Genomic DNA, 21,984 nt, shown 5'->3' on the forward strand with positions numbered 1-21,984 from the left:
GGCGACGGGACGGCCCGACCCTTGCCAATGGCTTCCCCATCGGAATGGATGGTTGGAGCGCGAAGATGGCGAGGATCGTGGCCGGAGAAGCCGGCCGGGGCGGGGCGGATCAGGGGTGCGGCTGCGGTGCGTGCCAGGCTGCCTCGGGCGCCGGCGAGGCCGGTGGCCAGGCTGCGGGTCCCTACACTTCGGGCGATCCCGGCGATTCCGGCAATGCCGCGGCGATCCTGTCGGCCGGCGGCGGCTGGTCGACGCGAAATTTGACGTTCAGTTTCGCCAGTGCGGTGCCGGGCTACTACCGCAGCGGTGCATCCGAACGGAACGGCTTCACGGAACTGACGCCGGTCCAGAAGGCGGGCGTGGTGGCGGCACTCGCTCAGATTGAGAAAGTGACAGGGCTTCGCTTCACCGAGGACACGGTGCCGGGCGACGGTCCCGGCGATCTCGTGTTCGGTGGGGCGAAGCTGCCCGACGGCGTCGGCGCCTGGGGCTACCTGCCGCAGGAGTCGCGGATCGGCGGCGATGTCTGGCTGTCGACCGCGTTTGCCAACAACAAGGTGCCCCAGCCGGGCTCGGTCGCCTTCGCCCGCCTGCTGCACGAGATCGGCCACGCGCTGGGCCTGAAGCACAGCGGCGACTATGACAGTACCGGCAAGGATGCCGCCGGCCCGTTCCTGCCCGAGGCCCAGGACAACCGGCAATTCACGATGATGGCCTATGATCCCCACCCGGCCTATGCCGATACCCGGCCCTCGACGCTGCTGGCCTTCGATATCGCGGCCCTGCAGTCGCTGTACGGCGCCAACCCGACGACCGGGCTGGGCGACACCGTCTACGAATGGGCGCCGGACCGGGCGGTGATCGCGGCCATCTGGGATGCCGGTGGCCAGGATCGGCTGGACGCGTCGAACCACGACCGCGCCGTCACGCTCGACCTCCGTCCCGGCCAGTTCAGCTCGGTCGGCGCGACCGATGCCGGGGCGCCCGGTCGCGACAACATCGCCATCGCCTTCGGCACCCGGATCGAGGATGCGACCGGCGGCCGTGGCGGCGACCGTATCGTCGGCAACGACTTGGCCAATCGACTCGACGGCGGCGGCGGCGACGACACGATCGCCGGCGGCCTCGGCGACGACACGATCCTGGGTGGCGCGGGGCAGGACCTGGCCCGGTTCGCCGGCCAGCGCAGCCAGTACGAACTGGGCTGGGACGACGAATGGCTGGTGGTGGCCGGCCCGGACGGCCGCGACCGCCTGCTGGCGGTGGAGCGCCTGGCCTTCGACGACCAGGAGATCGAAGTGCCCGTTGCGCCGGTGGTTGGCGCCCCGGCTCCGGCCCCGGCCGCGCTGTTGCCGTCGCCCGGCCTCTCGGCCGACGACGTCATGCTGGTCGAGGGGCATGCCGGGCAGCGCATCGCGACGGTGACGGTGCGCCTCGACCACGCCTCGGATGGGCCGGTCACGGTCGACTGGCTGACCTGGGGCCTGACCGCCCGGAAAGGGCAGGACTATGTCGGCGACGAAGGCACGCTCGTCTTCGCGGCCGGCCAGACCGAGGCCGCGATCGCGGTCAGGATCATCGGCGACCGCGTGCGCGAGGCCGAGGAGGCGCTGGAGATCCGGTTCCAGAATGCGGTCGGCGCCGCCATCGCCGACGACCGGGCGCGCATCACCATCCGCGACGATGACGGCCCGCTGGTTGGCCTCCTGGGCGATCGGGGCGACGATGCGATGCCGGCGGCCTATGCCGACCCCTGGCTCTTCTGAACCTGGCGGAGGCGGCCGCGCGCATTGACATGCGGGCGGCCGGCGAAGACGGTGCGCCCCATGACGCCCCCCGACAGTCCGGCCGACCCGGCACCTTTCTGGAAGACCAAGCGACTCGGCCAGATGACGCCGGCCGAATGGGAATCGCTGTGCGACGGCTGCGGCCGCTGCTGCCTGCTGAAGTTCTACGAGCCCGAAGAAGACCGGTATCTCTTCACCGATGTCGCCTGCCGCCTGCTGGACCTGGAAACTTGCCGCTGTTCGAGCTATGCGACGCGGCAATCGATCGTGAAGGACTGCATCAAGCTGACGCCGCGCAACATCCGCCGGCTGCGCTGGGTGCCGCCGACCTGCGCCTACCGCCTGGTGGCGGAGGGTCGCGATCTCTATTGGTGGCATCCGCTGGTATCGGGCGACCCGGAAACGGTCCACGCCGCCGGCATCTCCGCGCGCGGCCGCATCGTCTCCGAGACGGGCGTGCCCGAGGAGGCGCTCGAGGAGCGGATCGTCGCCTGGCCATCGGAGCGACCATGAGCGACCCTGCAAAGCCTGACACCGTCACCACGGAGCGGCTGACCCTCCGTCCCTTCACCCTGGACGACCTGCCGGCCTATGTCCGCATCCGCGACGAGGCGTCGGTGCGCGGCTGGCTGCGCTCGCCCGACGAGCCGGCGGCCGTGATCGCCGAGCGTTCGCTGCGGCATTTCATGGACGAGTGGGACCAGCGCGGCTACGGCCCCTGGGCCGTCATCGACCGCCGCACCGGCGACCTCCTGGGCCATCACGGCCTGCGCCGCCTGCCGGAGTTCGATGGCGAGACCGAGATCCTCTACACCCTGACCGAGCGGGTGCGCCGCCAGGGCATCGGCGTCGAGGCCGGGCGGGCGGCACTTGCCTACGGTTTCGAGACGCTGGGGCTCGACCGGGTCATGGCGATCACCCTGCACGACAACCTGGCCTCGCGCGGGGTGATGGAGCGGCTGGGCCTGACCTATCGGCGGGATACCGTCTTCAAGGGCCACGACGTCGTCTATTACGCGCTCGACCGGGAAGACTGGCTGGCGGCCAAGGCCGCGTAGGCCCGCCCGCGCTTGCGGCGGGTGGCGGTCGGGCCTACCTTCGCCCGACCCCATCTGCCGGAGAAGAGTGCCCATGTCCGCCGTCGCCGCCGTGCGCCGCAGCCCGCCGACCGAGGCGCTGCTCGACCATCTGCGCCAACTCCTGGGGGACCGGCTGTCGATCGCGATGGCGGTGCGCGAGCAGCATGGGCGGGACGAATCCTACCATGTGACCGCGCCACCCGACGCCGTCGCCTTCGCGCGCTCGACCGAAGAGGTGAGCCAGATCGTGAAGGCGTGCGCCGCGGCCGGCGTGCCCGTCATTCCCTTCGGCACCGGCACCTCGCTCGAAGGGCATGTGGCGGCCCTCCATGGCGGCATCTGCCTCGACGTCAGCCAGATGAAGGAGGTGCTGCGGGTATCGACCGCCGACCTCGACTGCACCGTGCAGGCGGGCGTCACCCGCAAGCAGTTGAACGAGCACCTGCGCGACACCGGCCTCTTCTTCCCGATCGACCCCGGCGCCGACGCCTCGCTGGGCGGCATGGCGGCCACCCGCGCGTCGGGCACCAACGCCGTGCGCTACGGCACGATGCGCGAGAACGTGCTGGGCCTGACGGTGGTGCTGGCCGATGGTCGCGTCATCCGCACGGGCGGGCGGGCACGCAAGTCGGCCGCGGGCTACGACCTGACCCGCCTGTTCGTCGGTTCCGAAGGCACGCTCGGCGTCATCACCGAGGTGACGCTGCGGCTCTATGGCGTGCCGGAGGCGATGGCGGCCGCCGTCTGCTCGTTCCCGACCCTGGCCGGCGCCGTCGATACCACCATCCTCACCATCCAGTCCGGCATCCCGATCGCCCGCATCGAGCTTCTCGACGAGGTGCAGATGGACGCGATCAACCGCTACTCCAAGCTGGACTACCCCTTGCAGCCGACCCTCTTCTGCGAATTCCACGGCACCGAGGCCGGGGTGGCCGAGCAGTCGGAGATGGTGAAGGCGATCGCGGCCGAGCAGGGTGCTGCCGACTTCCAGTGGGCGACCAAGCCCGAGGACCGCTCGCGCCTGTGGGCGGCCCGCCACACCGCCTACTATGCCGCGATCTCGCTGCGGCCCGGCGCCAAGGGCTGGGCGACCGATGTCTGCGTGCCGATTTCGCGCCTGGCGGAATGCATCCTGGAGACCAAGAAGGACATCATCGCCAGCCGCCTGCTGGCGCCCATCGTCGGCCATGTCGGCGACGGCAACTTCCACTTGGCCTTCATCATCGACCCGAACGACGCCGACGAGATCGCCCGCGCCCAGGCGCTGAACGAGCGCATGGTCCACCGCGCGCTCGCCATGGGCGGCACCTGCACCGGCGAGCACGGCATCGGCTATGGCAAGATGGAGTTCCTGACGGCCGAGCATGGCGAGGCGGTCAGCGTCATGCGCATGCTGAAACGGGCACTCGATCCCGACAACATCATGAACCCGGGCAAGATCGTCTCGGTCTGAGGACGGCCACCCGGCAGGGGAGGGAAATCATGCGTTTCTCGGTCAGCCACGCCGATTCCAGCGAATTCGCCACCGACGGCCTGCGTCCGTTCTTCGAGTATCGCGACCTGGGGATCGCGACCGCGACCAACGGCCGGTTCCTGGCCCACGTCATCCGCGCCAGGCCGGGCCACCACGCCGCCGGCGGCTGGCACCGCCACGACCTCGGCTTCCAGCTCGTCTACATCCTGAAGGGCTGGGTCAAGTTCCGCTACGAGGGCCAGGGCGAGGTGACCTTGCTGCCGGGCTCCTGCGTGCACCAGCCGCCCGGCATCCGCCACGTCGAGGTCGCGCATTCCGATGACCTCGAACTGATCGAGATCACCATGCCGGCGGACTTCCCGACCCAGTCGGTCGAGGCGCCGGCAGAGGAAATGGCGAAGTAGAGCACCCTCCCGCCAAGGGGCAATTCCGCACCAGCCGCCGGGGAAAGCGAGATCCATGGCAGACATTTCGCGACGCGATCTGGTCACCCTGGCGACGGCGATCGCGGGAAGTGCCGTCGTCTTTCGTTCAGCCCAGGGAGCACCGGTCATGACCGACCCAGATCTCTCCAAGAAGCTCGACGCCATCTTCGGCGCCCACATGGAAGCCGAGCTCGCCGGCGATCTCGACCGGACGCTGGCGACGATGTCGGACAATCCGCACATCGTGAACATCCCGACCATGGTCGGCGGGCAGGGGGCGGCGGGGGTGCGGACCTTCTATGCCAACCGCCTGATCGGTCAGTTCTTCCCGCCCGACGTGAAGTTCGACTTCCTTTCGCGCACCTACAGCACCGTGCGGCTGGTCGACGAGCTGATCATCTCCTTCACCCATACGACCCGCATCGACTGGATGCTGCCGGGCGTCGAGCCGACCGGGCGGCGGGTCGAGGTCGTCTTCGTCGTCATCGTCGGCCTGGAGGGCGACAAAGTCTCCTACGAGCATATCCTGTGGGATCAGGCGAACGTCCTGGTGCAGATCGGCCTGCTCGATCCCAAGGGCCTGCCGGTGGCGGGCGCCGGGGCGGCAGCGAAGCTGCGCAATCCGGCGTTGCCCGACCCGTTCTTCGGCGAAGGCTGACGCCGTCGGCGCCCCGGGGCGCCGAGGCCTGGGTTCAGTCGACGGCCGCGATCATTCGGGCTTGTCCGCGTCGGCCGTTGGCGCGGGCGGCCCGCCGCCCAGCTTCTTGCCGTCGATCTCCCGCTGCGAGCGTTCGCGGTCGGTGGCGTCCCGGGCTTTCTCGGCGCCGGTGCGCCCGAAGCGGGTGCGGTTCTCGGCCGCGCGGGCCTCGGCCTCCTCGCGGGCGGCCTGCTTGCGGAAGCGATTGAGATTGACGACTTCGCCCATGGCCGCCCTCCGTTGCGGCATCACCATGGATTGGTCGACCCGCATCCAGCGGCTACAATAGGACGCCCGACCGCCAAGCGCATCATTCCCGACGGCATGGTGTCCCGGCCGGGCGAAGGGAAGTGATCGATGCGCAAAGTCCTGATCGGTGTCGCTGCCGTCGCCGTGTTGTTGCTGGGGGCGGCCATGTTGGCCCCCGGCCTGATCGACTGGAACCGCTACAAGGACCGCATCCAGGCCGAGGCCGAGGCGGCGACCGGCCGCAAGCTGACGATCGCCGGCGACATCCGCCTGGCGGTCCTGCCGTTCCCGCAGCTCCGGGTCCGTGACGTGCGCTTCGCCAACGCGCCGGGTGCCGCCGTGCCGGACATGGTCCGCCTGAAGGGGCTCGAGGTCGATGTCGCCTTCTGGCCCTTGCTGAGCGGCCAGGTCGAGATGACCCGGGTCACCCTGGTCGAGCCGGTGATTGAACTGCAGACGCTGGCCGAGGGCGGCGGCAACTGGGCCATGAAGCCGGCGGCGGCACCCGCCGCCGCCCCTGGCGCGCCGACCACGCCGGCCGCTCCGCCGTCCGGTGGCGACGGCGGCTTCCCGATCCGGCTCGGCAACGTCACGATCGACAATGGCACGGTCGTCTGGCGCGATGCCCGCGGCAGCACGGAGCGCATCGAGCGGATCCATGTCCGTGCGTCGGCCGAAAGCCTGCAAGGGCCTTTCCGGGTGACCGGCGACATGGCCGTGCGCGGCCGCCCGGCCTCCATCGACGCCGATGTCGGACGGCTGGCCGCCGCCGGGACGACGCCCGTCCGCGCCTCGCTGCTGCTGAAGGATGCCCGCGCCGGCCTCGTGCTGACCGCCAATCTGGGGCCGGAGGCACCGGCGCGCCGCATTGATGGCACCCTCAAGCTCGAGGCGGACAGCCTGGCCGGGCTGGTGGCGGCCCTGACCGGCGCGCCGGCCGGTCCGGCGCGGCCCCTGGTCGCCGACGTCACGTTCGTCGCCGAGGGCGACCGCTTCAAGGCCGACCCACTGACGGTTCGCATCGACGATGCCAGCTTCACCGGCCGAATCGAGACCGCACCCGACCGGGCCGGCCGCACCACGATCACGGCCGCGCTGTCGACGCAGCGGATCGAACTCGACAAATGGCTGGCCCTGACTGGCCCCGTGCCCAGTGCTGGCCCCGCGCCCAGTGCTGGGCCCGCCCCCGCTGCGGCACCCGGAGTGGCGGCCCCGGCGCCGGCAGCCCGCGCGCCGGCCGGCGCCACGCCCGCCGCCCCGGTCGATGGCGGCTTCGCGCTGCCGGCGGGCATCATCGCCCGCGTCGACCTGTCGGCCGACACGGTGCTGGCCCAGGGGCAGTCGATCCGCAACGCCAAGCTGGTCGCCCGACTGGCCGACGGCAAGGTGACCGTCGAGCGCGCCGCGGCCGAACTGCCGGGGCCGACGCAGTTGACGCTGTCCGGCACGCTGGCCGCCGTTCAGGGCCGGCCGCAGTTCGACGGCCGGTTGCAGGCCGATGCGCGCAGCCTGCGCACGCTGCTTTTCGCCTACAAGGCGGTGCCGGATGGCCTGCCGGCCGACCGGCTGGGCCGCGCCACCCTGCAGACGCGGGTGAAGGCCGGCCCGACCCTGGTGGAACTGGCCGAACTGACCGCCACCGTCGACGGCGCCAAGGCCACCGGCAGTACATCGGTCCGCCTGCCCGAGCAGCCGGGGGCGCGCGCGGCCGTCACCGCGCGGCTGGCGGTCGACCGCTTCGACCTCGATTCCTACCTGCGGCGAACCGCGTCGACGCCCCCTCCGGCCGCGGCGGGCGCGGCGCCGGCCGCTGCCGCCAAGCCGGCCGGCGACCCCGGCGTCGACCTCGATCTCGACCTGCGCGTGGGCCAACTGAACGCCGGCGGCAAGCCGGCGCGCGACGTGGTGCTGGCCGGCCTCTATCAGGGCGGCACGCTGACGCTGCGGCAGGCGTCGGTCGGGGACTATGCCGGGGCCTCGGCCAAGCTCGCCGGCTCCGTCCGCGACCCCGGTCCGGCCGCCACCGTCGACCTGACGCTGGAGGCCGGCGGCCGCGACCTCGGCCAGGTGCTGGGGCAGGGCGGCGTCGCCGCACCCGCCCAGGCGCAGCAACCCTTCTCCATCGCCGGCAAGGTTACAGGTGGGGCGGCCCGGCTGGCGGTCGACCTCCAGGCCCGACTGGGCGACGGACAGGCCAAGCTGGCCGGCACGATCGAGCCGCCGCGCGGCCTGCCGGGGATCGCGCTTGCCATCGATGCCGGTCACCCCTCGACCGGCCGCCTCCTGTCGCAGCTTTCCCCCGGCTATCGCCCGCGCGGCGGCGACATCGGCCCGTTCCGCCTGACCGCGCGAACGCGGGCCGATGGCAACACGCTCTTCCTCGACGGTTTCTCGCTGGCGGCCGGTGCCGCCCGGCTGGAAGGCCCGCTGCGCATCGAGACCGGCGGCGCGCGGCCCAAGCTGATCGCGGACCTGACCGGCGGCGAGCTGTCGGTCGACGCCTTCCTGCCGGTGGAGGAGCGCGCTGGCCTGGCCCCGCTCGACCCGCCGTCGCTGCTGCGGCCCGGCGTGATGCTGGCGCAGGCCCGCCCGGCGCCCGCCCAGCGCGCGCCGGCCCGGGCGGCCGACCGCTGGTCGAAAGCGCCGCTCGACCTGTCGAGCCTGCTGGCCGCCGATGCCGACGTGAAGCTGCGCGCCGCCAGCTTCCAGCAGGGGCGCTGGGTCGTCTCGCGGCCGGACATCGCGCTGACGCTGGCGGACGGCACGCTGACGCTGGCGAAATTCACCGGCCAGCTCTATGGCGGCACGGCCGAGTTGAGTGGCCAGCTCGTCGCCCGCGGCACCCCCAGCGCGCGCTTCGCGGTGAAGGCGCAGAACGTCAATCTCGGCCAGGCGATCGATACCGGCCGGGCGATCCGGCTGGTCGGCGGCCGGGCCCAGGCGAACCTCGCGATCGAGACCGCCGGCCGCAGCATGCACGACATGGTGTCGGCGCTGGCCGGCCGCGGCGACCTCGACGTGCGCGACGGCGTGCTGCGCGGCCTCAACCTGTCGGCCGTCGCGGGCTCGCTCCAGACGACCGACCTGACCAAGCTGCCCAACATCCTCAACCTGGTGCAGGAACTGGGAAAGGACGGCGACACGCCCTTCTCGGCGCTGACCGCCACCTATCGCATCGAGAAGGGCGTGATCCGCAGCGAGGACGTGAAGCTGGCGGCCACCGGCTTCGGCGCCACGGGCACCACCGTGACCAGCCTGCCGGCCTGGATCACCGACACGCGGGTGGAAGCCCAGATCGCGACCAGGCCTGATCCGATCCCGGTCGCGGTGCGGCTGGAAGGGTCGATCGACGAGCCGCGCAAGATCTTCGATACCAACGCGTTGCAGAGCTACCTGGCGCAGCGGATCGGCCGCGGCGGCCTCCAGCAACTCCTGCCGGGGCTGCTGCCGCCGGCAGCCGGCCAGCAGCCGGGCCAGCAACCGGGCCGGCCCGGCCAGCAACAGCAGCAGCAGCGCGAGCCGATGAATCTGCTGGCGCCACTGCTGCGTCGCTAGGGTCGGGGTCGAGGTGCCGGGCTACGGCACGTCGACCAGGACGACCTCGGTGTCCTCGTCGGCGGCGATGCGATGGGTCTCGCCGCCGCCGAGCACCACCCCGTCGCGCGGCTCGACCCGCTCGCCGTCGATCGTGAAGCGACCGGTCGGCGCCACCAGATAGGCGTGGCGCCCGGCCTCGACGGTATAGTCCAGCGTCTGGCCGGCCAGCACCGTGGCACCCAGCACGGCCGCATCCTGGTGGATCTGCAGCGCGTCCTCGTCACCCGCCCGGCCGGAGGCCAGCGTCACCCACTGGCCGGCGCGGTCGCCCTTGGGGAAGGGCTTGGCGTCCCAGCGCGGGGCGACACCCTGGCTGGCCGGCTGGATCCAGATCTGGAACAGGGTCGTCGGCTCGTCCTCGACATTGAACTCGGCATGGCGGATGCCGGTGCCGGCCGACATCACCTGCACGTCGCCAGCCTCGGTGCGGCCACGGTTGCCCAGGCTGTCCTCGTGCGTGATGGCGCCCGAGCGGACATAGGTGATGATCTCCATGTCGCGGTGCGGGTGGGGCGGGAAGCCGGTGCCCGGCTGGATCTCGTCGTCGTTCCAGACCCGAAGCGCGCCGACGCTCATCCGCGAGCGGTCGAGATACTCGCCGAACGAGAAATGGTGGCGGGCATTGAGCCAGTCGTTGCGGAACCGGCCGAGCGAGGCGAAGGGGCGGCGTTCGATCATGGGAGGCACCTCCTGTTGCGATGGACTGCCCATCGGTTGAGGCGGAATATGGCGCAGAACGGCGCTCGGTATAATCCGGCAATCCTGCATCGGATTATATCCTGATAATCTACAATGGCCGGGCTGAACCCGGCCGCCAGGATCTGCGCCCAAGGGGCATGGCCGGCATTCCGCGCGGCCGGGAGGGGGGATATATGGGTGTGTCGCGCTGGATCGCCATCGCATTCGCCATGGTCGTGCCGGGGGCCGCACTGGCGCAGACCGCACCGGCCGACCCGGCGCCCACCATGCTGATCCTGGACGTGTCCGGATCGATGAACCGGCCGATCGCGGGCCAGCCCAAGATCGCCATCGCCAAGGAGGTGGTGCGCGACCTGCTGGCCGGCTGGCCGGCAGAGCGCCCCGTCGGCATGACGCTCTATGGCCATCGCCGCCCGCGCGACTGCACCGACATCGAGCAGGTGCGCGCGATCGGCCGGCTCGACCGCAGCGAGGCGGAGCGGCTGCGCGGGCTGGTGGCGGGCCTGACGGCGCGGGGCGAGACGCCGATCGCCCGTTCGCTGACCGGCGCGATACCGGCCTTCGGCGGGCGCCCGGGCCGTATCATCCTGGTGACGGACGGGCGCGAGGAATGCGGCGGCGACGTCTGCCAGGCGGCGGCCGAACTGGCGCGCGCCGGCATCGACGTCACCGTCGACATCGTCGGCTTCGACCTGCGGCCGGAAGAAAAGGCATCGCTGCAATGCGTGATCGAGCGCACCGGCGGGCGCTATTTCGATGCCCGCGACCGCGCGGGCCTGGCGGGCGCCATGCGCCAGGCCGCGGCCGGGCCGGAGCTGGCGACGCTGGAGGTGAGCGTCACCGAATCCGGCCGCCGCCCGACCGAGGCCGCGCGCGTCACCATCGACGGCGGCGGCCATGCCGGCCTGGCGCTGACCGGCAACCCGGTGCGCTACCAGCTCGCGCCCGGCAGCTACAAGGTGACGGCGCAGGTCGCGAACGGTCCGGTCTCCGCCCCGGTCGAGATCGCGCTGGCCCGCGGCGAACTGGTCCGGCGCACCATCGACATCGGCAGCGGCACCATCGTCGTGGCCCTGGTCGCGGCCGACGGCCGGCCGATCCCGCGCGGCCCCCAGGTGCAGCTACGCGAGGGCGACCGGCTGATCGGCGCGCTCAACGAGGAGCGCGCGCGCTTCCAGGCGCCGCCCGGCCGCTACACCGTGCGGGTCCAGCTCACCACTGGCGCTTTCCAGGACCATCCCGTGGAGATCCGCGGCGGCGAGAACGTCGAGCAGAAGCTGGTGGCCGAGATCGGCACCGTCGAGATCAGCGTCGGCGGCCGCTTCGCCGCCGGCCGCGGGCCGTTCCCCTATGTCGAGCTGCAACGCGACGGCCGCTTCGCCGCGGCGCTGTCCGACAATCCAGCCCGCTTCACCATGTTCGCCGGCAGCTACACGGCCGGCGTGCGGGTGGACGGCGTGCTCGTCGGCGCGACGCCGGTCGAGATCCGCGGCGGCGTCACCACGCCGGTCGCCATCGCGGTGCCATAGGTCCAGGGTCAGGCGTGGGCGGCTGCCATCGCCGACAGTTCGGCGGCGATGGCGGCCCGCCAGGCGACCGGCTGGCGCAGTTCCGCCCCCGGCCCCAGCCAGCGCAGCAGTTCCAGCGCCAGGGGCTGGTCGAACTCGCCATAAGTCATGACGACGCGGTCGCCCTCGGGCTCGAAGCGGGCGAAGCGATAGAGCCAGTCGCGCTGCAGCCGCTCCGCCTGGGCCGGCATCATGGCGATGACGACCGGGCTGGAGCGCGCCCATTGCGCCATGGCGTCGCCGAGCCAGGCCCGGCCGAGCAGGCCGCGCACGTCGAACCCGGCATCGCCGCGATGGCGGAAGCCGCTGGCGACGAGTGCCACCACCCGGTCGGCCCGCCAGAAGCGGCGCCGGCCGTCGTCGCGCCGGCCGATCAGGTACCAGCGGTCGCGATCCCAGATCACGCCCTCGGGCGTTGCCTCGATCTCGGGCGATGCCTGGCCGCGATAGGGCGAGTGATAGACGAGCCGCACCCGCACCCGGTCGAGGATGGCCGAGACGAAGGTCTCGACCGCCTTGGCCGCATCCGGCCCCGGCTCGTCGTCGGGCTCGGGATGGAACAGGTCGGCCGTCGCCCGCTCGAAGCCGACCAGGCGCCGCGTCTCGGCCGCCAGCGGGCGCAGGCGCGGTGGCAGGGCGGCCGCCAGCTTGCGCTCGGCCGCCGCCAGGGCCGCCGGGAAGGGCGGCGTGCGCAGGCCGGCGGCCAGCGCCAAGGCCAGCAGGCCGGCCACCGCCTCCTCGCGGGTGAAGGCGACCGGCGGCAGGAAGTAGCCCTCCAGCAGCCGGTAGCCGCCGCCCGACCCGCGCTCGGCATAGATCGGCACGCCGGTGGCGCTCAGCATCTCGACATCGCGATAGATGGTGCGCACCGACACCTCGAACCGCTCGGCCAGGCTGGGCGCGGTGACGAGGCCGCCGTCGCTCAGCAGCAGCAGGATGGCAAACGCGCGCTCGATCCGGGTCATTGGCCATAGCTGACAGGGCAATCGACATCCGTTCAAGAATTTCCGGCATCCGACGGACCATACCTGACACGAGGCTGTCAGTTGGCGGCGGCTAGGGTGGCTGCGGTTCAGATCGAAGGAGGAACCCCATGCTCGACCATTTCTCGATCGGCGTTCGCGACATCGCCCGCACCCGCCGCTTCTACGACGCGGCCTTGCAGCCGCTCGGCTATAGCTGCCTGTCGTCGGGCGAGGGCTCGCTCGGCTATGGCGCGGACCAGGTGGTGCTGTGGATCTCGCAGACCGACCATCCCGTGCCGGGCGATCCGCGCTCGGGCCTGCATTTCTGCTTCTCGGCACCCGACCGGGCCGCCGTCGATCGCTTCCATGCGGGTGCCCTTGCCGCCGGCGGCGAATGCAACGGCGCGCCGGGCCTGCGGTCGGACTATTCCCCGACCTACTATGCCGCCTTCGCCATCGACCCCGACGGCTACCGGGTTGAGGCCTATTGCGGCGCAGCCGCTTGACCGGGGAGGGCGGGATGCGCCGGGATATCGTCTGGGAATGCACCAGCCAGATGGGGCTGGAGCATCTCGTCCTGACCATCGGCGCGGAGGAAGTCCGCGCCGATGGCGTCATCCTGCTCGACGAGGAGGGGGATGTCTTTCGCCTGCGCTACGCGATCGAACTGGGGGCGGATTGGCGGACGCGGTCGGCCACCGTCTCCGTCGACCGTGGCAATGCCGCGCACACCATTGCCATCCTGCGCCAGGGTGACGACTGGTCGGTCGACGGCATCGCCCGGCCCGACTTGGCCGGGGCCTTCGACATCGACATCGCCGGCACCCCCTTCACCAATGCCATGCCGCTGCGACGGCTGGACCTGGCCACGGGCGTGCCGGCCGCCATCCAGGTCGTCTATGTCCGCATCCCCGACCTGACGGTCGCCACCGCCCGGCAGGACTACACGCGCCTCGCCCCCGGCCGCTTCCGCTATCGCGGCCTGGGCACGGGCTTCGAGGCCGAGATCACGGTCGATCCCGATGGCATCGTCATCGACTATCCGCCGATCTGGCGCCGGCGATAGGGCCGGAGGCGAGCGCGCTCCCTACCGGCCCTCGCGCCGCCACGCCAGCATCAGCGCGCCCAGCGCCAGGGCCATGACGATGATGGCGGGCAGCAGGGCGGCGTCGCGGATGCCGGTCACGACATAGTCGGCATTGGCGCGCAGGCCGAACCAGTCGCTGCCGGCAAACGTGCGGCCGGAGCGCACGCGGCGGGCCTCGGGGATGCCATCGCGGGCGAGGTGGAAGACGCCGCCGCCGGTGGCGTCCGCCACCGGGCGCAGCAGGTCGGGAAGGCTGCGGACGTCGGTCAGTTCCTTGGGGTTGAGCGCGCCGGCCGCCGCCAGGGCGGTCTTCTCGCCGTCGGTGATGGTGTAGAGGCCGCTCTCGCGAATCGGCACGCTGACCGTCTGCCGGCCGCCGCCGACATCCTCCAGCCGCACGGTGATGGGCGGACTGTTGGGCGGCGAGATCTGGACGGGCGAGTCCTTGGGGTCGAGGCTGCGGCGCTCGATGATGAGCCGGCGGCCCTCGATGCGCGCGCGCAGGTCCTGCTCCTCCAGGTCCGGTTCCTTCATCAACCAGTAGGCAAGGCGCCGCAGCAGCTCGGCCTGCGGGCCGCCGCCCTCGAAGCCGCGCGCCCACAGCCAGATATGGTCGCTCGTCACCTGGGCGACGCGGCCCTCGCCGACGCGGTCGAGGATCAGCAGCGGGTCGGCGCCGACGCCGCTCATCAGCACGTTGCCGCTGCGCGCCTGCATGGCCGACTGGCGGAACCAGCGGCCCCAGCGCGGCTCGCCGCCCTCGTTGCCGGGCAGGTCGGCGGTGACGGGATGCCGCTCGCCCATCGGCGTCACCCGCGGGCGGTAGCCCAGCTCGTGCAGGATGCCGGTCGGCTCGCCCGGCAGCACCTGGCCCAGCGGCGTGCGCGTCAGGCTGAGGGCGGAGTTGTTGATCGGCCCGCCCGCCTCCAGCAACCCGCCGCCGCGGCGCACGAAGTTGGCGACGTTCTCGAGGTAGAGCTGGGGCAGGATGCCGCGTCGGCGATAGCGGTCGAAGATGATGAGGTCGAACTCGTTCACCTTCAGGTCGAACAGCTCGCGGATCGGGAAGGCGATCAGCGACAGCTCGCGCACCGGGGTGCCGTCCTGCTTCTCGGGCGGGCGCAGGATGGTGAAATGCACCAGGTCGACCGAGGGGTCGGATTTCAGGATGTTGCGCCAGGTGCGCTCGCCCGGGTGCGGCTCGCCCGACACCAGCAGCACGCGCAGCCGGTCGCGCACGCCGTTGACGACGAACGACGCGCGGTTGTTGTCGAGCGTCAGCTCGCGCTGGCCGGGGTCGGTCACGATCTCGAACACGGTCGGCCCGCCATGCTCCAGCGTCAGGTCGATGCCGTGCGGGGTGCCGAGCGGCACCATGTGGGCCTGGGGCGATGCCCCGTCGCGGCGGATGATGACGCGCGCCTGGCCGGCGGCGGCACCGGCCGTCGCCCGCGGCAGGTCCTCGACGCGCAGCACGACCCGCACGGTCTTGCCGACCAGGCCGAAGCTCGGCGTCTGCTCGATCACCAGCCGGCGGTCGCCCTCGTCGCGCTCGCCCGTCAGCAGCGTATGGATCGGCATGCCGAAGAGCGGGTGCGACGGGTCGTCCGGCACGTCGTGCACCTGGCCGTCGGTCACCAGCACGGCACCCGCCAGGCGCTGGCGCGGCACGTCGGACACGGCCTGGGCCAGTGCGCCGAAAAGGCGCGTCCCGTCGTCGGCCGCGGGGTCGGCATCGTCGCCGGGGGCACCGGCGCGAACCACGCGGAGGTCGAGGCCGGGGATGGATTTGGCCCGCTCCACGATCGCGCGCTGGGCGGCCTCGGCGCGCTCCATGCGCTGGCCGATCTGCTGGCTGGGGGATTCGTCGATCAGCAGGACGGCGACGTCGCGCTGCGGCTCGCGGTCCTCTTCCACCAGGGCGGGGTTGGCCAGCGCCCCCAGGATGACGGCCAGCGCCACGGTGCGCCAGGCGACGCCGCGGGCCCGCCGGAACAGGCCGAAAGCCAGCAGCGGCAACGCCGCCGCGGCCAATGCGGCGATCGCCCACCAGGGGACGAGCGGGGTGAAGGCAACCGTCCAGTGGTTCATTGGCCGAGCCGCTCCAGGATCGCCGGCACATGCACCTGGTCGGCCTTGTAGTTGCCGGTCAGCGCGTACATGACGAGGTTGACGCCGAAGCGATAGGCCATCTCGCGCTGGCGCTCGCCGCCGGGCACGACGGCGTTGCTGCCGCGGCCGTTGCCGTCGGCGGCCCACGCGCCGGCCCAGTCGTTGCTGCCGATGATGACCGAGGCGACCCCGTCGTTCACCCGGTCGTCCAGCTTCTCGACCCAGACCTGGCCGCCGGCATAGCGGCCGGGAAAGTCCTGCATCAGGTAGAACGCCTTGGTCAGCACATGCTCGGGCGGGACCGGCGCCAGCGTGCCGATCTGCAGCCCGCGCGCCAGTTGCTGCAGCCGGCGCATGCCGCCCCCGGTGACGGCGGACGCGGCCCCTATCCCCTGGTCCTGGGTATCGAACAGGATCGTGCCGCCGTTGCGCAGGTAGGTGTTGAGGCGGTTCACCGCCTGGGTCGACAGGGTCGGCTGCTCGCTCGTCACCGGCCAGTAGAGAAGCGGGAAGAAGGCCAGCTCGTCACGCTCCAGGTCGACTTCCATCGGCTCGGCCGCCTCGATCGAGGTCCGCCGGCCGAGGATGGTGCTGAGGCCGGCCAAGCCCGACCGGCTGGTGGCGTCGACCATCGGGTTGCCGGTGCGCACCGATGCCAGCCGCGTCTCGGTCGTGGCGCGCAGCGCGAAGTCGTCGCCCGCCGCCTGCTGGGCGCCGGACTGCCCGGGCAGCGCCAGAAAGGCCAGGGCCAGGGCTGCGGCCGCGACCGGCCGCAGCCGGCCGACCCGCAGCAGGCCGCGCAGCCAGTAGCCGATCACCACGTCGACCAGCGCCAGCAGGAAGGCCGCGACCAGCAGCCAGGGGCGGAGCGGAACCTCGCCGGCGGTGCCGTAGCGCAGGATCTGCGCGCCGGCCGGCAAGGCGGCCAGCGGTGCCACCTCGGCCACCGACTGGGTCAGGTTCAGGGCGCGGCGCGCCTGCTGCGTGCCGTAGAAGCCGGGCGGATGGCGCGGGCCGGCGACGGTGGTGGCGAAGGTGCCGGCCGGGATGGGCGTGGCCGTCGTGCTGCCCGTGCGCGGCCGGCCGAAGCCATCCAGCAGCTCCAGCGGCGGCATGACGCCTTCGGCGCCGGCCGAGGTGACCCCCTCGCTCATCGACACCACCCGTTGCAGCATCTCGACGAACAGGCCGGAGATGGCGAGGTTCGACCATTCCGTGTTCGCCGTCGTGTGGACCAGCGCCAGCCAGCCGCGGCCGCGCTTCTCGCCGGTGACGATCGGGGTGCCGTCGGCCAGCTTGGCCCAGCTCTTCTGGTTGAGGTCGAGTGCCGGTTCCGCCAGCACCTGGCGGGACACCGTCACCTCCTTGGGCACGGCCATCCCGGCGAACGGGCTGGCGGGGTCGAACTCGGCCAGCGGGGCCGGCTGCGACCAGGACAGCGCGCCGCCCAACTGCCGGTCGCCGCGGCGCAGCGTCACCGGCACCATGGCGTCGGGGTTCTGGGCCAGGTTCGGGCCGGCGAAGCGCAGGACGATGCCGCCATCCTCCATCCAGCGTTGCAGGCGCTGCTGGTCCTCGGGCGTCGGCATGGCGCTGTCGGGCAGGGCCAGCACCGCCAGCTCGCGGCGCAGCAGCTCGGCCACCGGGCCGATGCGGACCTCGGCAAAGGGCTGCAAGGCGCGCTGGAGATAGTGCAGGTCGCTGAGGAGCGGCTGGCTGGCGTCCAGGGTGCCGGCGAACGCGACCCCGACCGGCCGGCGACGCCAGCGTTCGTCGACCAGGACGGTGCCGCCGGCACTGTTCTCGCCCTCGATCTCGATGCGGTGGACGCGGTTGCGCAACTCCAGCGGCAGTTCCAGCCGGGCTTCGGCCGCTCGCCGGCCGGGCGCCAGCGCCACGCCCTCGCGCGCCAGCAGGCGGCCGTCCTCGGCGGTCGCGCGCACGAACAGCCGGTCCTCGCCGGCCTCGCTGGCGCGACGGACCGGCACCATCATCTCGCCCGCCTCGGTGCGCGGCGGCAGGACCAGCCGCGACAGGCCGCCCGGCTCATCGACATAGACCTGGAGGCCGCCCAGCCGTTGCAGGCGGTCGCCCAGCAGGGCCGCCCCCGGCCCCTCGATCCCGTCCGACAGCCACACGGCATTGGCCGACCCGTCCAGCCGCAGCCCGGCCACGCGCTCGGCCGCGGCCTGGCGGTCGGCCGGCCAGGGGCGCGGCGCCAGGGTCTGGGCCAGCAGCCGGGCATCGGCCGCGCGCATCGGCTCGGGCGGGCGCGGCGCCTCGCCGCCGGGCAGGGGGGCGGTCGTCAGCAGGATGACGCGGCGACCGGCGCGCTCGGCCCGGTCGATGACGTCGACCATGGCGGCCTGGCGCTCGCGCCATTGGCGGGCGGCAGCCCATCCGTCATCGACGACCAGCACGAGCGGGCCGCTGCCGGTCAGGCCGGCGCTGGGGTTCAGCAGCGGCTGGGCCAGCGCCAGGATGGCGAGTGCTGCCAGCAGCATGCGCAAGAGGATCAGCCACAGCGGCGTCTTGGCCGGGGTCTCTTCCTTCGGGCGCAGGTCGAGCAGCAGGCGGATGGGCGGGAAGGCGATGCGGCGCGGGGCGGGCGGCGTCACCCGGAGCAGCCACCACAGGACCGGCAGCGAGGCGAGCCCGACCAGCGCCCAGGGCGCGGCAAAGGCGAGGGTGCCGAGGGAGAGCATCGCCTAGGGTCCCACCCGTTGCGTCAGCGCGGTGAAAAGGGCCAGCAGGGCCGACTGCGGCGGCTGGTCGGTGTGGTGGACGATGTGGGTCCAGCCGGCGGCGCGCGCGATGTCGCCCAGCCCGGCGGTGTGGTCGCGCATGCGCTGGACATAGGCGTCGCGCACCGTCTCCACCCGCGACAGCAGCAGTTGCCCCTCGGCCTCCATGCCCTCGAAGCGGACGCGGCCGGTGAAGGGCAGGGTCGCCTCGGCCGGGTCGACGATCTGGACCAGATGGCCGCGCAGGCCGGCCCCCGCCAGGCGGCGGACGATGGCATCGAGATCGGGCAGGGGCACCAGGAAATCCCCCATCAGCACCGTGCGGGCATGGCGAGGCAGCGGCTCCAGGTTGGGCAGCCCGTCCAGCGCACCCTTGCCCGCTGCATCGCCGGCGCTCGCCACCTGCTCGGTGATGCGTTCGACGGCAAAGCGGCCGGCGACCGGGCGCTGCCCGCCGCCCAGCAGGGCGACGCGCTCGCCCGCCCGCGCCAGCAGCGAGGCCAGGGCCACCAGCAGCAGTTCGGCGCGATCGAGCTTGGTGGCGATGCCGGGCGCGCTGCTCCAGCGCATGGAGGTGGAGGCATCCCGCCACAGCCACACGCTCTGGGCCGCCTCCCACTCGTTCTGGCGCACGAACAGGCGCTGCCCGCGGGCGGACTGGCGCCAGTCGATGGCGGTGGCCGCATCGCCGAATTCGTAGCCGCGATACTGCCAGAAGGCGTCGCCCTGGCCGACGCGGCGGCGGCCATGCACGCCCTGGACGACGGTGGCCGCCACGCGCTCGGCCGCCACCTGCAAGGGCGGCATGCGGGATGCCGCCTGCTCGGCGCGATGGCGCAGGCGGAGGGTTGCGGCCGACGTCATCGCGGGGGGCGGTCCTTCGTCCGTTCCGGCCGGCTACCGCAGCGGCGCCGTCAGGCGGTCGATGATGCCGCCGATGGTGACCCCGTCGGCGCGCGCGGCAAAGCTGAGCGCCATGCGGTGGCGCAGGATCGGGTGGGCCAGCGCAACGACGTCGTCGATCGACGGGCTGAGGCGGCCGTCGAGCACGGCCCGCGCGCGGGCGGCCAGCATCAGCGCCTGGCTGGCGCGCGGGCCGGGGCCCCAGGCAACGTGGCGGCGCACGTCCTCGATGTCGGAACTGTCGGGCCGGCCGGCCCGCACCATGGTCAGGATCGCCTCCAGCACGCTCTCGCCGACCGGGATGCGGCGCACCAGCCGCTGGGCCGCCAGCAGGTCGGCCGGATTGAGGACGGTGGTCGCCGTCTCCTGCTCGGCCCCGGTGGTCGCGACCAGCATCCGCCGCTCGGCCTCCAGGTCGGGGTAGGTGACGTCGATCTGCAAAAGGAAACGGTCGAGCTGGGCCTCGGGCAGGGGATAGGTGCCCTCCTGCTCCAGCGGGTTCTGGGTCGCCAGCACGTGGAACGGGCGCGGCAGCGGATGGTAGCGGCCGGCGACGGAGACGCGGCCCTCCTGCATCGCCTGCAACAGCGCCGACTGGGTGCGCGGGCTGGCACGGTTGATCTCGTCGGCCATCAGGACCTGGCAGAAGACCGGCCCCTCGATGAAGCGGAAGCTGCGGCGGCCGCCTTCGCCTTCCTCCAGCACTTCCGAGCCGATGATATCCGCCGGCATCAGGTCGGGCGTGCACTGGACGCGCTTGTCTTCCAGGCCCAGCACGGTGCCCAGTGTCTCGACCAGGCGGGTCTTGGCCAGGCCCGGGACGCCGATCAGCAGGCAGTGGCCGCCGGCCAACAGGGTGATGAGGGCTTGATCCACCACCTCCTGCTGCCCGAAAATGATGCGATGGATGCGCTCGCGCACCGTCGACAGGCGCTGTCCGAGGGCATCGACCTCGGCGACGAGCGCCGGGGCGTTGGGGTCGGCGAGGACTGTGGTGACGGTCACGGGGCGCGATCTCCTCGGAACGGTGGTCCTCGAAACGGTTGCGGTGTGCGTCGGCCGCCATGGAGAGCAGCATGAACGCGCGGCACGTCGATCACGAATCTAGCACGAGCAATAAGGATGCCGAGATGTCCTCGCGACAAATCGGCGTGAAGCCCGATATCGGCGCCATGCTGGGCGGGCCGGCGGAGACGTGCGGTGATTTCGACATGCGGATCGCGCGCGACGGCACCTGGTACTATCGGGGCTCGCCGATCGGGCGGAAGCCCCTGGTGAAGCTGTTCGCCACGGTCCTGCGCCGCGATGCCGAGGGCGGGTACTGGCTGGTCACCCCGGTCGAGCGCGGCCGCATCCTGGTCGACGACGCGCCCTTCGTTGCCGTTGCCATGTCGGCGGCGGGCGAGGGCCAGGCACGCACCCTGACATTCACGACGAATCTTGACCAAACTGTGACTGCCGGCCCCGATCGTCCCATCCGCGTCGTGATCGACCCTGACACGGGCGAGCCCAGCCCCTATGTGTTGGTGCAGGACGGGCTGGAGGCCTTGATCGCGCGCCCGGTCTTCTACGATCTCGTGGAACTGGCCGAGGAGCGCATGGTCGACGGCAGACGGGAGCTGGGGATATGGAGCGGCGGGATGTTCTTCATGCTGGGGCGGACGGAGCCGTGACCATGGCGCTGCCCACCGTCGACCGGCGGTTCGTGTCGGCCCGCTTCCCCGCTTCGCCGGCCGCCGCCGTGGAGCCGCCGGCCCGGCGCGGCTGGGCGTTCGCCTCGCCGCGCGGCGACCATGACCTCAATCCCGGCACGCCCCTGCCGACCAAGCTGACGCCGGCCGCCGTCCTGGTGCCGCTGGTCGAGCGGGCCGAAGGCTTCACCATCCTGCTGACCCAGCGCACGGCCCACCTGCACGACCATGCCGGCCAGATCAGCTTCCCCGGCGGCCGCGTCGATCCCTGCGATACCGACCCCGAGGCCTGCGCCCTGCGCGAGGCGGCCGAGGAGGTCGGGCTCGACCGCGGTGTCGTCGACCTCGTCGGCCGGCTCGACCACTACATCACCGGCACCGGCTTCGAGGTGGTGCCGGTGGTGGGCTTCGTGCGCCCGCCCTTCGACATCCGGCCGGACCCGTTCGAGGTGGCCGATGTGTTCGAGGTGCCGCTGTCCTTCATCCTCGACCCCGCCAACCACCGCCGCGAGAAGCATGTGCGGCGCGGCGAGGAACGGCACTTTTACGTCCTGCCCTTCGAGAACCGCTATATCTGGGGGGCGACGGCCGGGATGCTGGTGAACCTGGCAGAGGTGCTGCGCGCACCGTGATCCGGATCCTCCTGACCACCGTCCTGCCGCTGCTGGCCCCGGCCATCCTTTATGGCCTGTGGCTCCTGTTCGCCCGCCGCCAAGCCCGCGACCTGGACGCGGGCCGGGACAGCCTGGCCGTGCGCGTGCCGTGGATGGCGCTGCTGCTGGCGGGTGCGGCGCTGACCGCGATCAGCCTGCTCTATTTCGGCATCAGCAGCGGCACCGATCCCTGGGCCGACCATCGCCCGCCGGCACTCCGCGACGGCGCCGTCGTCCCCGGCGGGGTGCGCTGA

20 protein-coding genes are annotated in these 21,984 nt (G+C 72.2%); 13 read left to right on the forward strand and 7 right to left on the reverse strand.

Translation table 11 applies throughout. The features are described 5' to 3' along the window. Window positions 1-65: 65 nt before the first annotated feature. From STVA_RS28330 to STVA_RS01860, 6 genes are all read left to right on the forward strand, one after another. Window positions 66-1,766 carry a M10 family metallopeptidase C-terminal domain-containing protein gene (locus tag STVA_RS28330; RefSeq protein WP_170216750.1) on the forward strand — a complete coding sequence of 567 codons (1,701 nt, stop codon included), beginning with the start codon at window positions 66-68 and terminating at the stop codon, window positions 1,764-1,766. A 60-nt stretch (window positions 1,767-1,826) separates the two neighbouring features. After that, complete coding sequence (locus STVA_RS01840; RefSeq protein WP_123695510.1) at window positions 1,827-2,300, forward strand: YcgN family cysteine cluster protein; 474 nt, start codon at window positions 1,827-1,829, stop codon at window positions 2,298-2,300. Beyond that, the gene (locus STVA_RS01845) at window positions 2,297-2,845 is read left to right on the forward strand and encodes a GNAT family N-acetyltransferase (RefSeq protein WP_123695512.1); all 549 of its coding nucleotides are present in this window, start codon (window positions 2,297-2,299) and stop codon (window positions 2,843-2,845) included. The genes STVA_RS01840 and STVA_RS01845 overlap by 4 nt, the downstream gene beginning before the upstream one ends. A 73-nt stretch (window positions 2,846-2,918) precedes the next feature. Continuing rightward, window positions 2,919-4,319: an FAD-linked oxidase C-terminal domain-containing protein gene (locus tag STVA_RS01850; RefSeq protein WP_123695514.1), complete on the forward strand. Its 1,401-nt coding sequence runs from the start codon at window positions 2,919-2,921 to the stop codon at window positions 4,317-4,319. A 29-nt stretch (window positions 4,320-4,348) separates the two neighbouring features. Continuing rightward, window positions 4,349-4,744: a cupin domain-containing protein gene (locus STVA_RS01855; RefSeq protein WP_123695516.1), complete on the forward strand. Its 396-nt coding sequence runs from the start codon at window positions 4,349-4,351 to the stop codon at window positions 4,742-4,744. 148 nt (window positions 4,745-4,892) lie between these two features. Further along, a complete protein-coding gene (locus STVA_RS01860; RefSeq protein WP_123695518.1) occupies window positions 4,893-5,423 on the forward strand; it encodes a dienelactone hydrolase in 531 nt (176 codons plus the stop codon). A gap of 51 nt (window positions 5,424-5,474) precedes the next feature. On the opposite strand, the gene STVA_RS01865 is transcribed toward STVA_RS01860, so the two are convergent. Next, window positions 5,475-5,690 (reverse strand): DUF4169 family protein, encoded by a 216-nt coding sequence (locus STVA_RS01865; RefSeq protein ID WP_123695520.1) that lies wholly within the window; start codon window positions 5,688-5,690, stop codon window positions 5,475-5,477. 129 nt (window positions 5,691-5,819) lie between these two features. Here STVA_RS01865 and STVA_RS01870 point away from each other — a divergent pair, with 129 nt between their 5' ends. Beyond that, complete coding sequence (locus STVA_RS01870) at window positions 5,820-9,266, forward strand: AsmA family protein (protein ID WP_123695522.1); 3,447 nt, start codon at window positions 5,820-5,822, stop codon at window positions 9,264-9,266. 21 nt (window positions 9,267-9,287) lie between these two features. Here STVA_RS01870 and STVA_RS01875 read toward each other — a convergent pair whose 3' ends face one another. Beyond that, window positions 9,288-9,986 (reverse strand): pirin family protein, encoded by a 699-nt coding sequence (locus STVA_RS01875; RefSeq protein ID WP_123695524.1) that lies wholly within the window; start codon window positions 9,984-9,986, stop codon window positions 9,288-9,290. A 194-nt stretch (window positions 9,987-10,180) separates the two neighbouring features. Between STVA_RS01875 and STVA_RS01880 the strand changes: the two genes are divergently transcribed. Then, the gene (locus tag STVA_RS01880) at window positions 10,181-11,536 is read left to right on the forward strand and encodes a vWA domain-containing protein (protein ID WP_170216752.1); all 1,356 of its coding nucleotides are present in this window, start codon (window positions 10,181-10,183) and stop codon (window positions 11,534-11,536) included. Window positions 11,537-11,544: 8 nt separating this feature from the next. Here STVA_RS01880 and STVA_RS01885 read toward each other — a convergent pair whose 3' ends face one another. Next, a complete protein-coding gene (locus tag STVA_RS01885; RefSeq protein ID WP_123695528.1) occupies window positions 11,545-12,540 on the reverse strand; it encodes a helix-turn-helix transcriptional regulator in 996 nt (331 codons plus the stop codon). 128 nt (window positions 12,541-12,668) lie between these two features. On the opposite strand from STVA_RS01885, the gene STVA_RS01890 reads away from it, so the two are divergent. Then, on the forward strand, window positions 12,669-13,046 hold the full coding sequence (locus STVA_RS01890) for a VOC family protein (RefSeq protein WP_123695530.1): 378 nt from the start codon (window positions 12,669-12,671) through the stop codon (window positions 13,044-13,046). 14 nt (window positions 13,047-13,060) lie between these two features. After that, window positions 13,061-13,606 carry a putative glycolipid-binding domain-containing protein gene (locus tag STVA_RS01895; protein WP_123695532.1) on the forward strand — a complete coding sequence of 182 codons (546 nt, stop codon included), beginning with the start codon at window positions 13,061-13,063 and terminating at the stop codon, window positions 13,604-13,606. A gap of 21 nt (window positions 13,607-13,627) precedes the next feature. Here the strand turns inward: STVA_RS01895 and STVA_RS01900 are convergent, their stop codons facing one another. The 4 genes from STVA_RS01900 to STVA_RS01915 are packed head-to-tail and all read right to left on the reverse strand — an operon-like array spanning window position 13,628 to window position 20,391. Further along, a complete protein-coding gene (locus STVA_RS01900; RefSeq protein WP_123695534.1) occupies window positions 13,628-15,718 on the reverse strand; it encodes a hypothetical protein in 2,091 nt (696 codons plus the stop codon). Continuing rightward, window positions 15,715-18,444 (reverse strand): DUF4159 domain-containing protein, encoded by a 2,730-nt coding sequence (locus tag STVA_RS01905; protein WP_123695536.1) that lies wholly within the window; start codon window positions 18,442-18,444, stop codon window positions 15,715-15,717. Before STVA_RS01905 ends, STVA_RS01900 begins: the two co-directional genes overlap by 4 nt. A gap of 3 nt (window positions 18,445-18,447) precedes the next feature. Beyond that, window positions 18,448-19,347 (reverse strand): DUF58 domain-containing protein, encoded by a 900-nt coding sequence (locus STVA_RS01910; protein WP_123695538.1) that lies wholly within the window; start codon window positions 19,345-19,347, stop codon window positions 18,448-18,450. Between the two features lie 33 nt (window positions 19,348-19,380). Continuing rightward, window positions 19,381-20,391 carry an AAA family ATPase gene (locus STVA_RS01915; protein ID WP_123695540.1) on the reverse strand — a complete coding sequence of 337 codons (1,011 nt, stop codon included), beginning with the start codon at window positions 20,389-20,391 and terminating at the stop codon, window positions 19,381-19,383. 71 nt (window positions 20,392-20,462) lie between these two features. On the opposite strand from STVA_RS01915, the gene STVA_RS01920 reads away from it, so the two are divergent. From STVA_RS01920 to STVA_RS01930, 3 genes are read left to right on the forward strand one after another with little or no spacing between them, the layout of a single operon-like run. After that, complete coding sequence (locus STVA_RS01920) at window positions 20,463-21,059, forward strand: DUF1285 domain-containing protein (RefSeq protein WP_245978601.1); 597 nt, start codon at window positions 20,463-20,465, stop codon at window positions 21,057-21,059. Window positions 21,060-21,061: 2 nt separating this feature from the next. Continuing rightward, entirely contained in the window at window positions 21,062-21,709 is a 648-nt protein-coding gene (locus STVA_RS01925) for a CoA pyrophosphatase (RefSeq protein WP_245978603.1), read from the forward strand. Continuing rightward, the gene (locus STVA_RS01930) at window positions 21,706-21,984 is read left to right on the forward strand and encodes a DUF6111 family protein (RefSeq protein WP_123695544.1); all 279 of its coding nucleotides are present in this window, start codon (window positions 21,706-21,708) and stop codon (window positions 21,982-21,984) included. The genes STVA_RS01925 and STVA_RS01930 overlap by 4 nt, the downstream gene beginning before the upstream one ends.

Origin of the sequence: Stella humosa (assembly GCF_006738645.1) — a bacterium.
Classification (GTDB): Bacteria; Pseudomonadota; Alphaproteobacteria; order ATCC43930; family Allostellaceae; genus Allostella; species Allostella humosa.

Coding starts and splice junctions, on each gene's coding strand:
- STVA_RS01850 (WP_123695514.1), top strand. CDS start 2,919: ATGTCCGCCGTCGCCGCCGTGCGCCGCAGCCCGCCGACCGAGGCGCTG.
- STVA_RS01905 (WP_123695536.1), bottom strand. CDS start 18,444: ATGCTCTCCCTCGGCACCCTCGCCTTTGCCGCGCCCTGGGCGCTGGTC.
- STVA_RS01920 (WP_245978601.1), top strand. CDS start 20,463: ATGAACGCGCGGCACGTCGATCACGAATCTAGCACGAGCAATAAGGAT.
- STVA_RS01900 (WP_123695534.1), bottom strand. CDS start 15,718: ATGAACCACTGGACGGTTGCCTTCACCCCGCTCGTCCCCTGGTGGGCG.
- STVA_RS01895 (WP_123695532.1), top strand. CDS start 13,061: ATGCGCCGGGATATCGTCTGGGAATGCACCAGCCAGATGGGGCTGGAG.
- STVA_RS01925 (WP_245978603.1), top strand. CDS start 21,062: ATGGCGCTGCCCACCGTCGACCGGCGGTTCGTGTCGGCCCGCTTCCCC.
- STVA_RS01875 (WP_123695524.1), bottom strand. CDS start 9,986: ATGATCGAACGCCGCCCCTTCGCCTCGCTCGGCCGGTTCCGCAACGAC.
- STVA_RS28330 (WP_170216750.1), top strand. CDS start 66: ATGGCGAGGATCGTGGCCGGAGAAGCCGGCCGGGGCGGGGCGGATCAG.
- STVA_RS01910 (WP_123695538.1), bottom strand. CDS start 19,347: ATGACGTCGGCCGCAACCCTCCGCCTGCGCCATCGCGCCGAGCAGGCG.
- STVA_RS01845 (WP_123695512.1), top strand. CDS start 2,297: ATGAGCGACCCTGCAAAGCCTGACACCGTCACCACGGAGCGGCTGACC.
- STVA_RS01885 (WP_123695528.1), bottom strand. CDS start 12,540: ATGACCCGGATCGAGCGCGCGTTTGCCATCCTGCTGCTGCTGAGCGAC.
- STVA_RS01840 (WP_123695510.1), top strand. CDS start 1,827: ATGACGCCCCCCGACAGTCCGGCCGACCCGGCACCTTTCTGGAAGACC.
- STVA_RS01860 (WP_123695518.1), top strand. CDS start 4,893: ATGACCGACCCAGATCTCTCCAAGAAGCTCGACGCCATCTTCGGCGCC.
- STVA_RS01890 (WP_123695530.1), top strand. CDS start 12,669: ATGCTCGACCATTTCTCGATCGGCGTTCGCGACATCGCCCGCACCCGC.
- STVA_RS01855 (WP_123695516.1), top strand. CDS start 4,349: ATGCGTTTCTCGGTCAGCCACGCCGATTCCAGCGAATTCGCCACCGAC.
- STVA_RS01865 (WP_123695520.1), bottom strand. CDS start 5,690: ATGGGCGAAGTCGTCAATCTCAATCGCTTCCGCAAGCAGGCCGCCCGC.
- STVA_RS01880 (WP_170216752.1), top strand. CDS start 10,181: ATGGGTGTGTCGCGCTGGATCGCCATCGCATTCGCCATGGTCGTGCCG.
- STVA_RS01870 (WP_123695522.1), top strand. CDS start 5,820: ATGCGCAAAGTCCTGATCGGTGTCGCTGCCGTCGCCGTGTTGTTGCTG.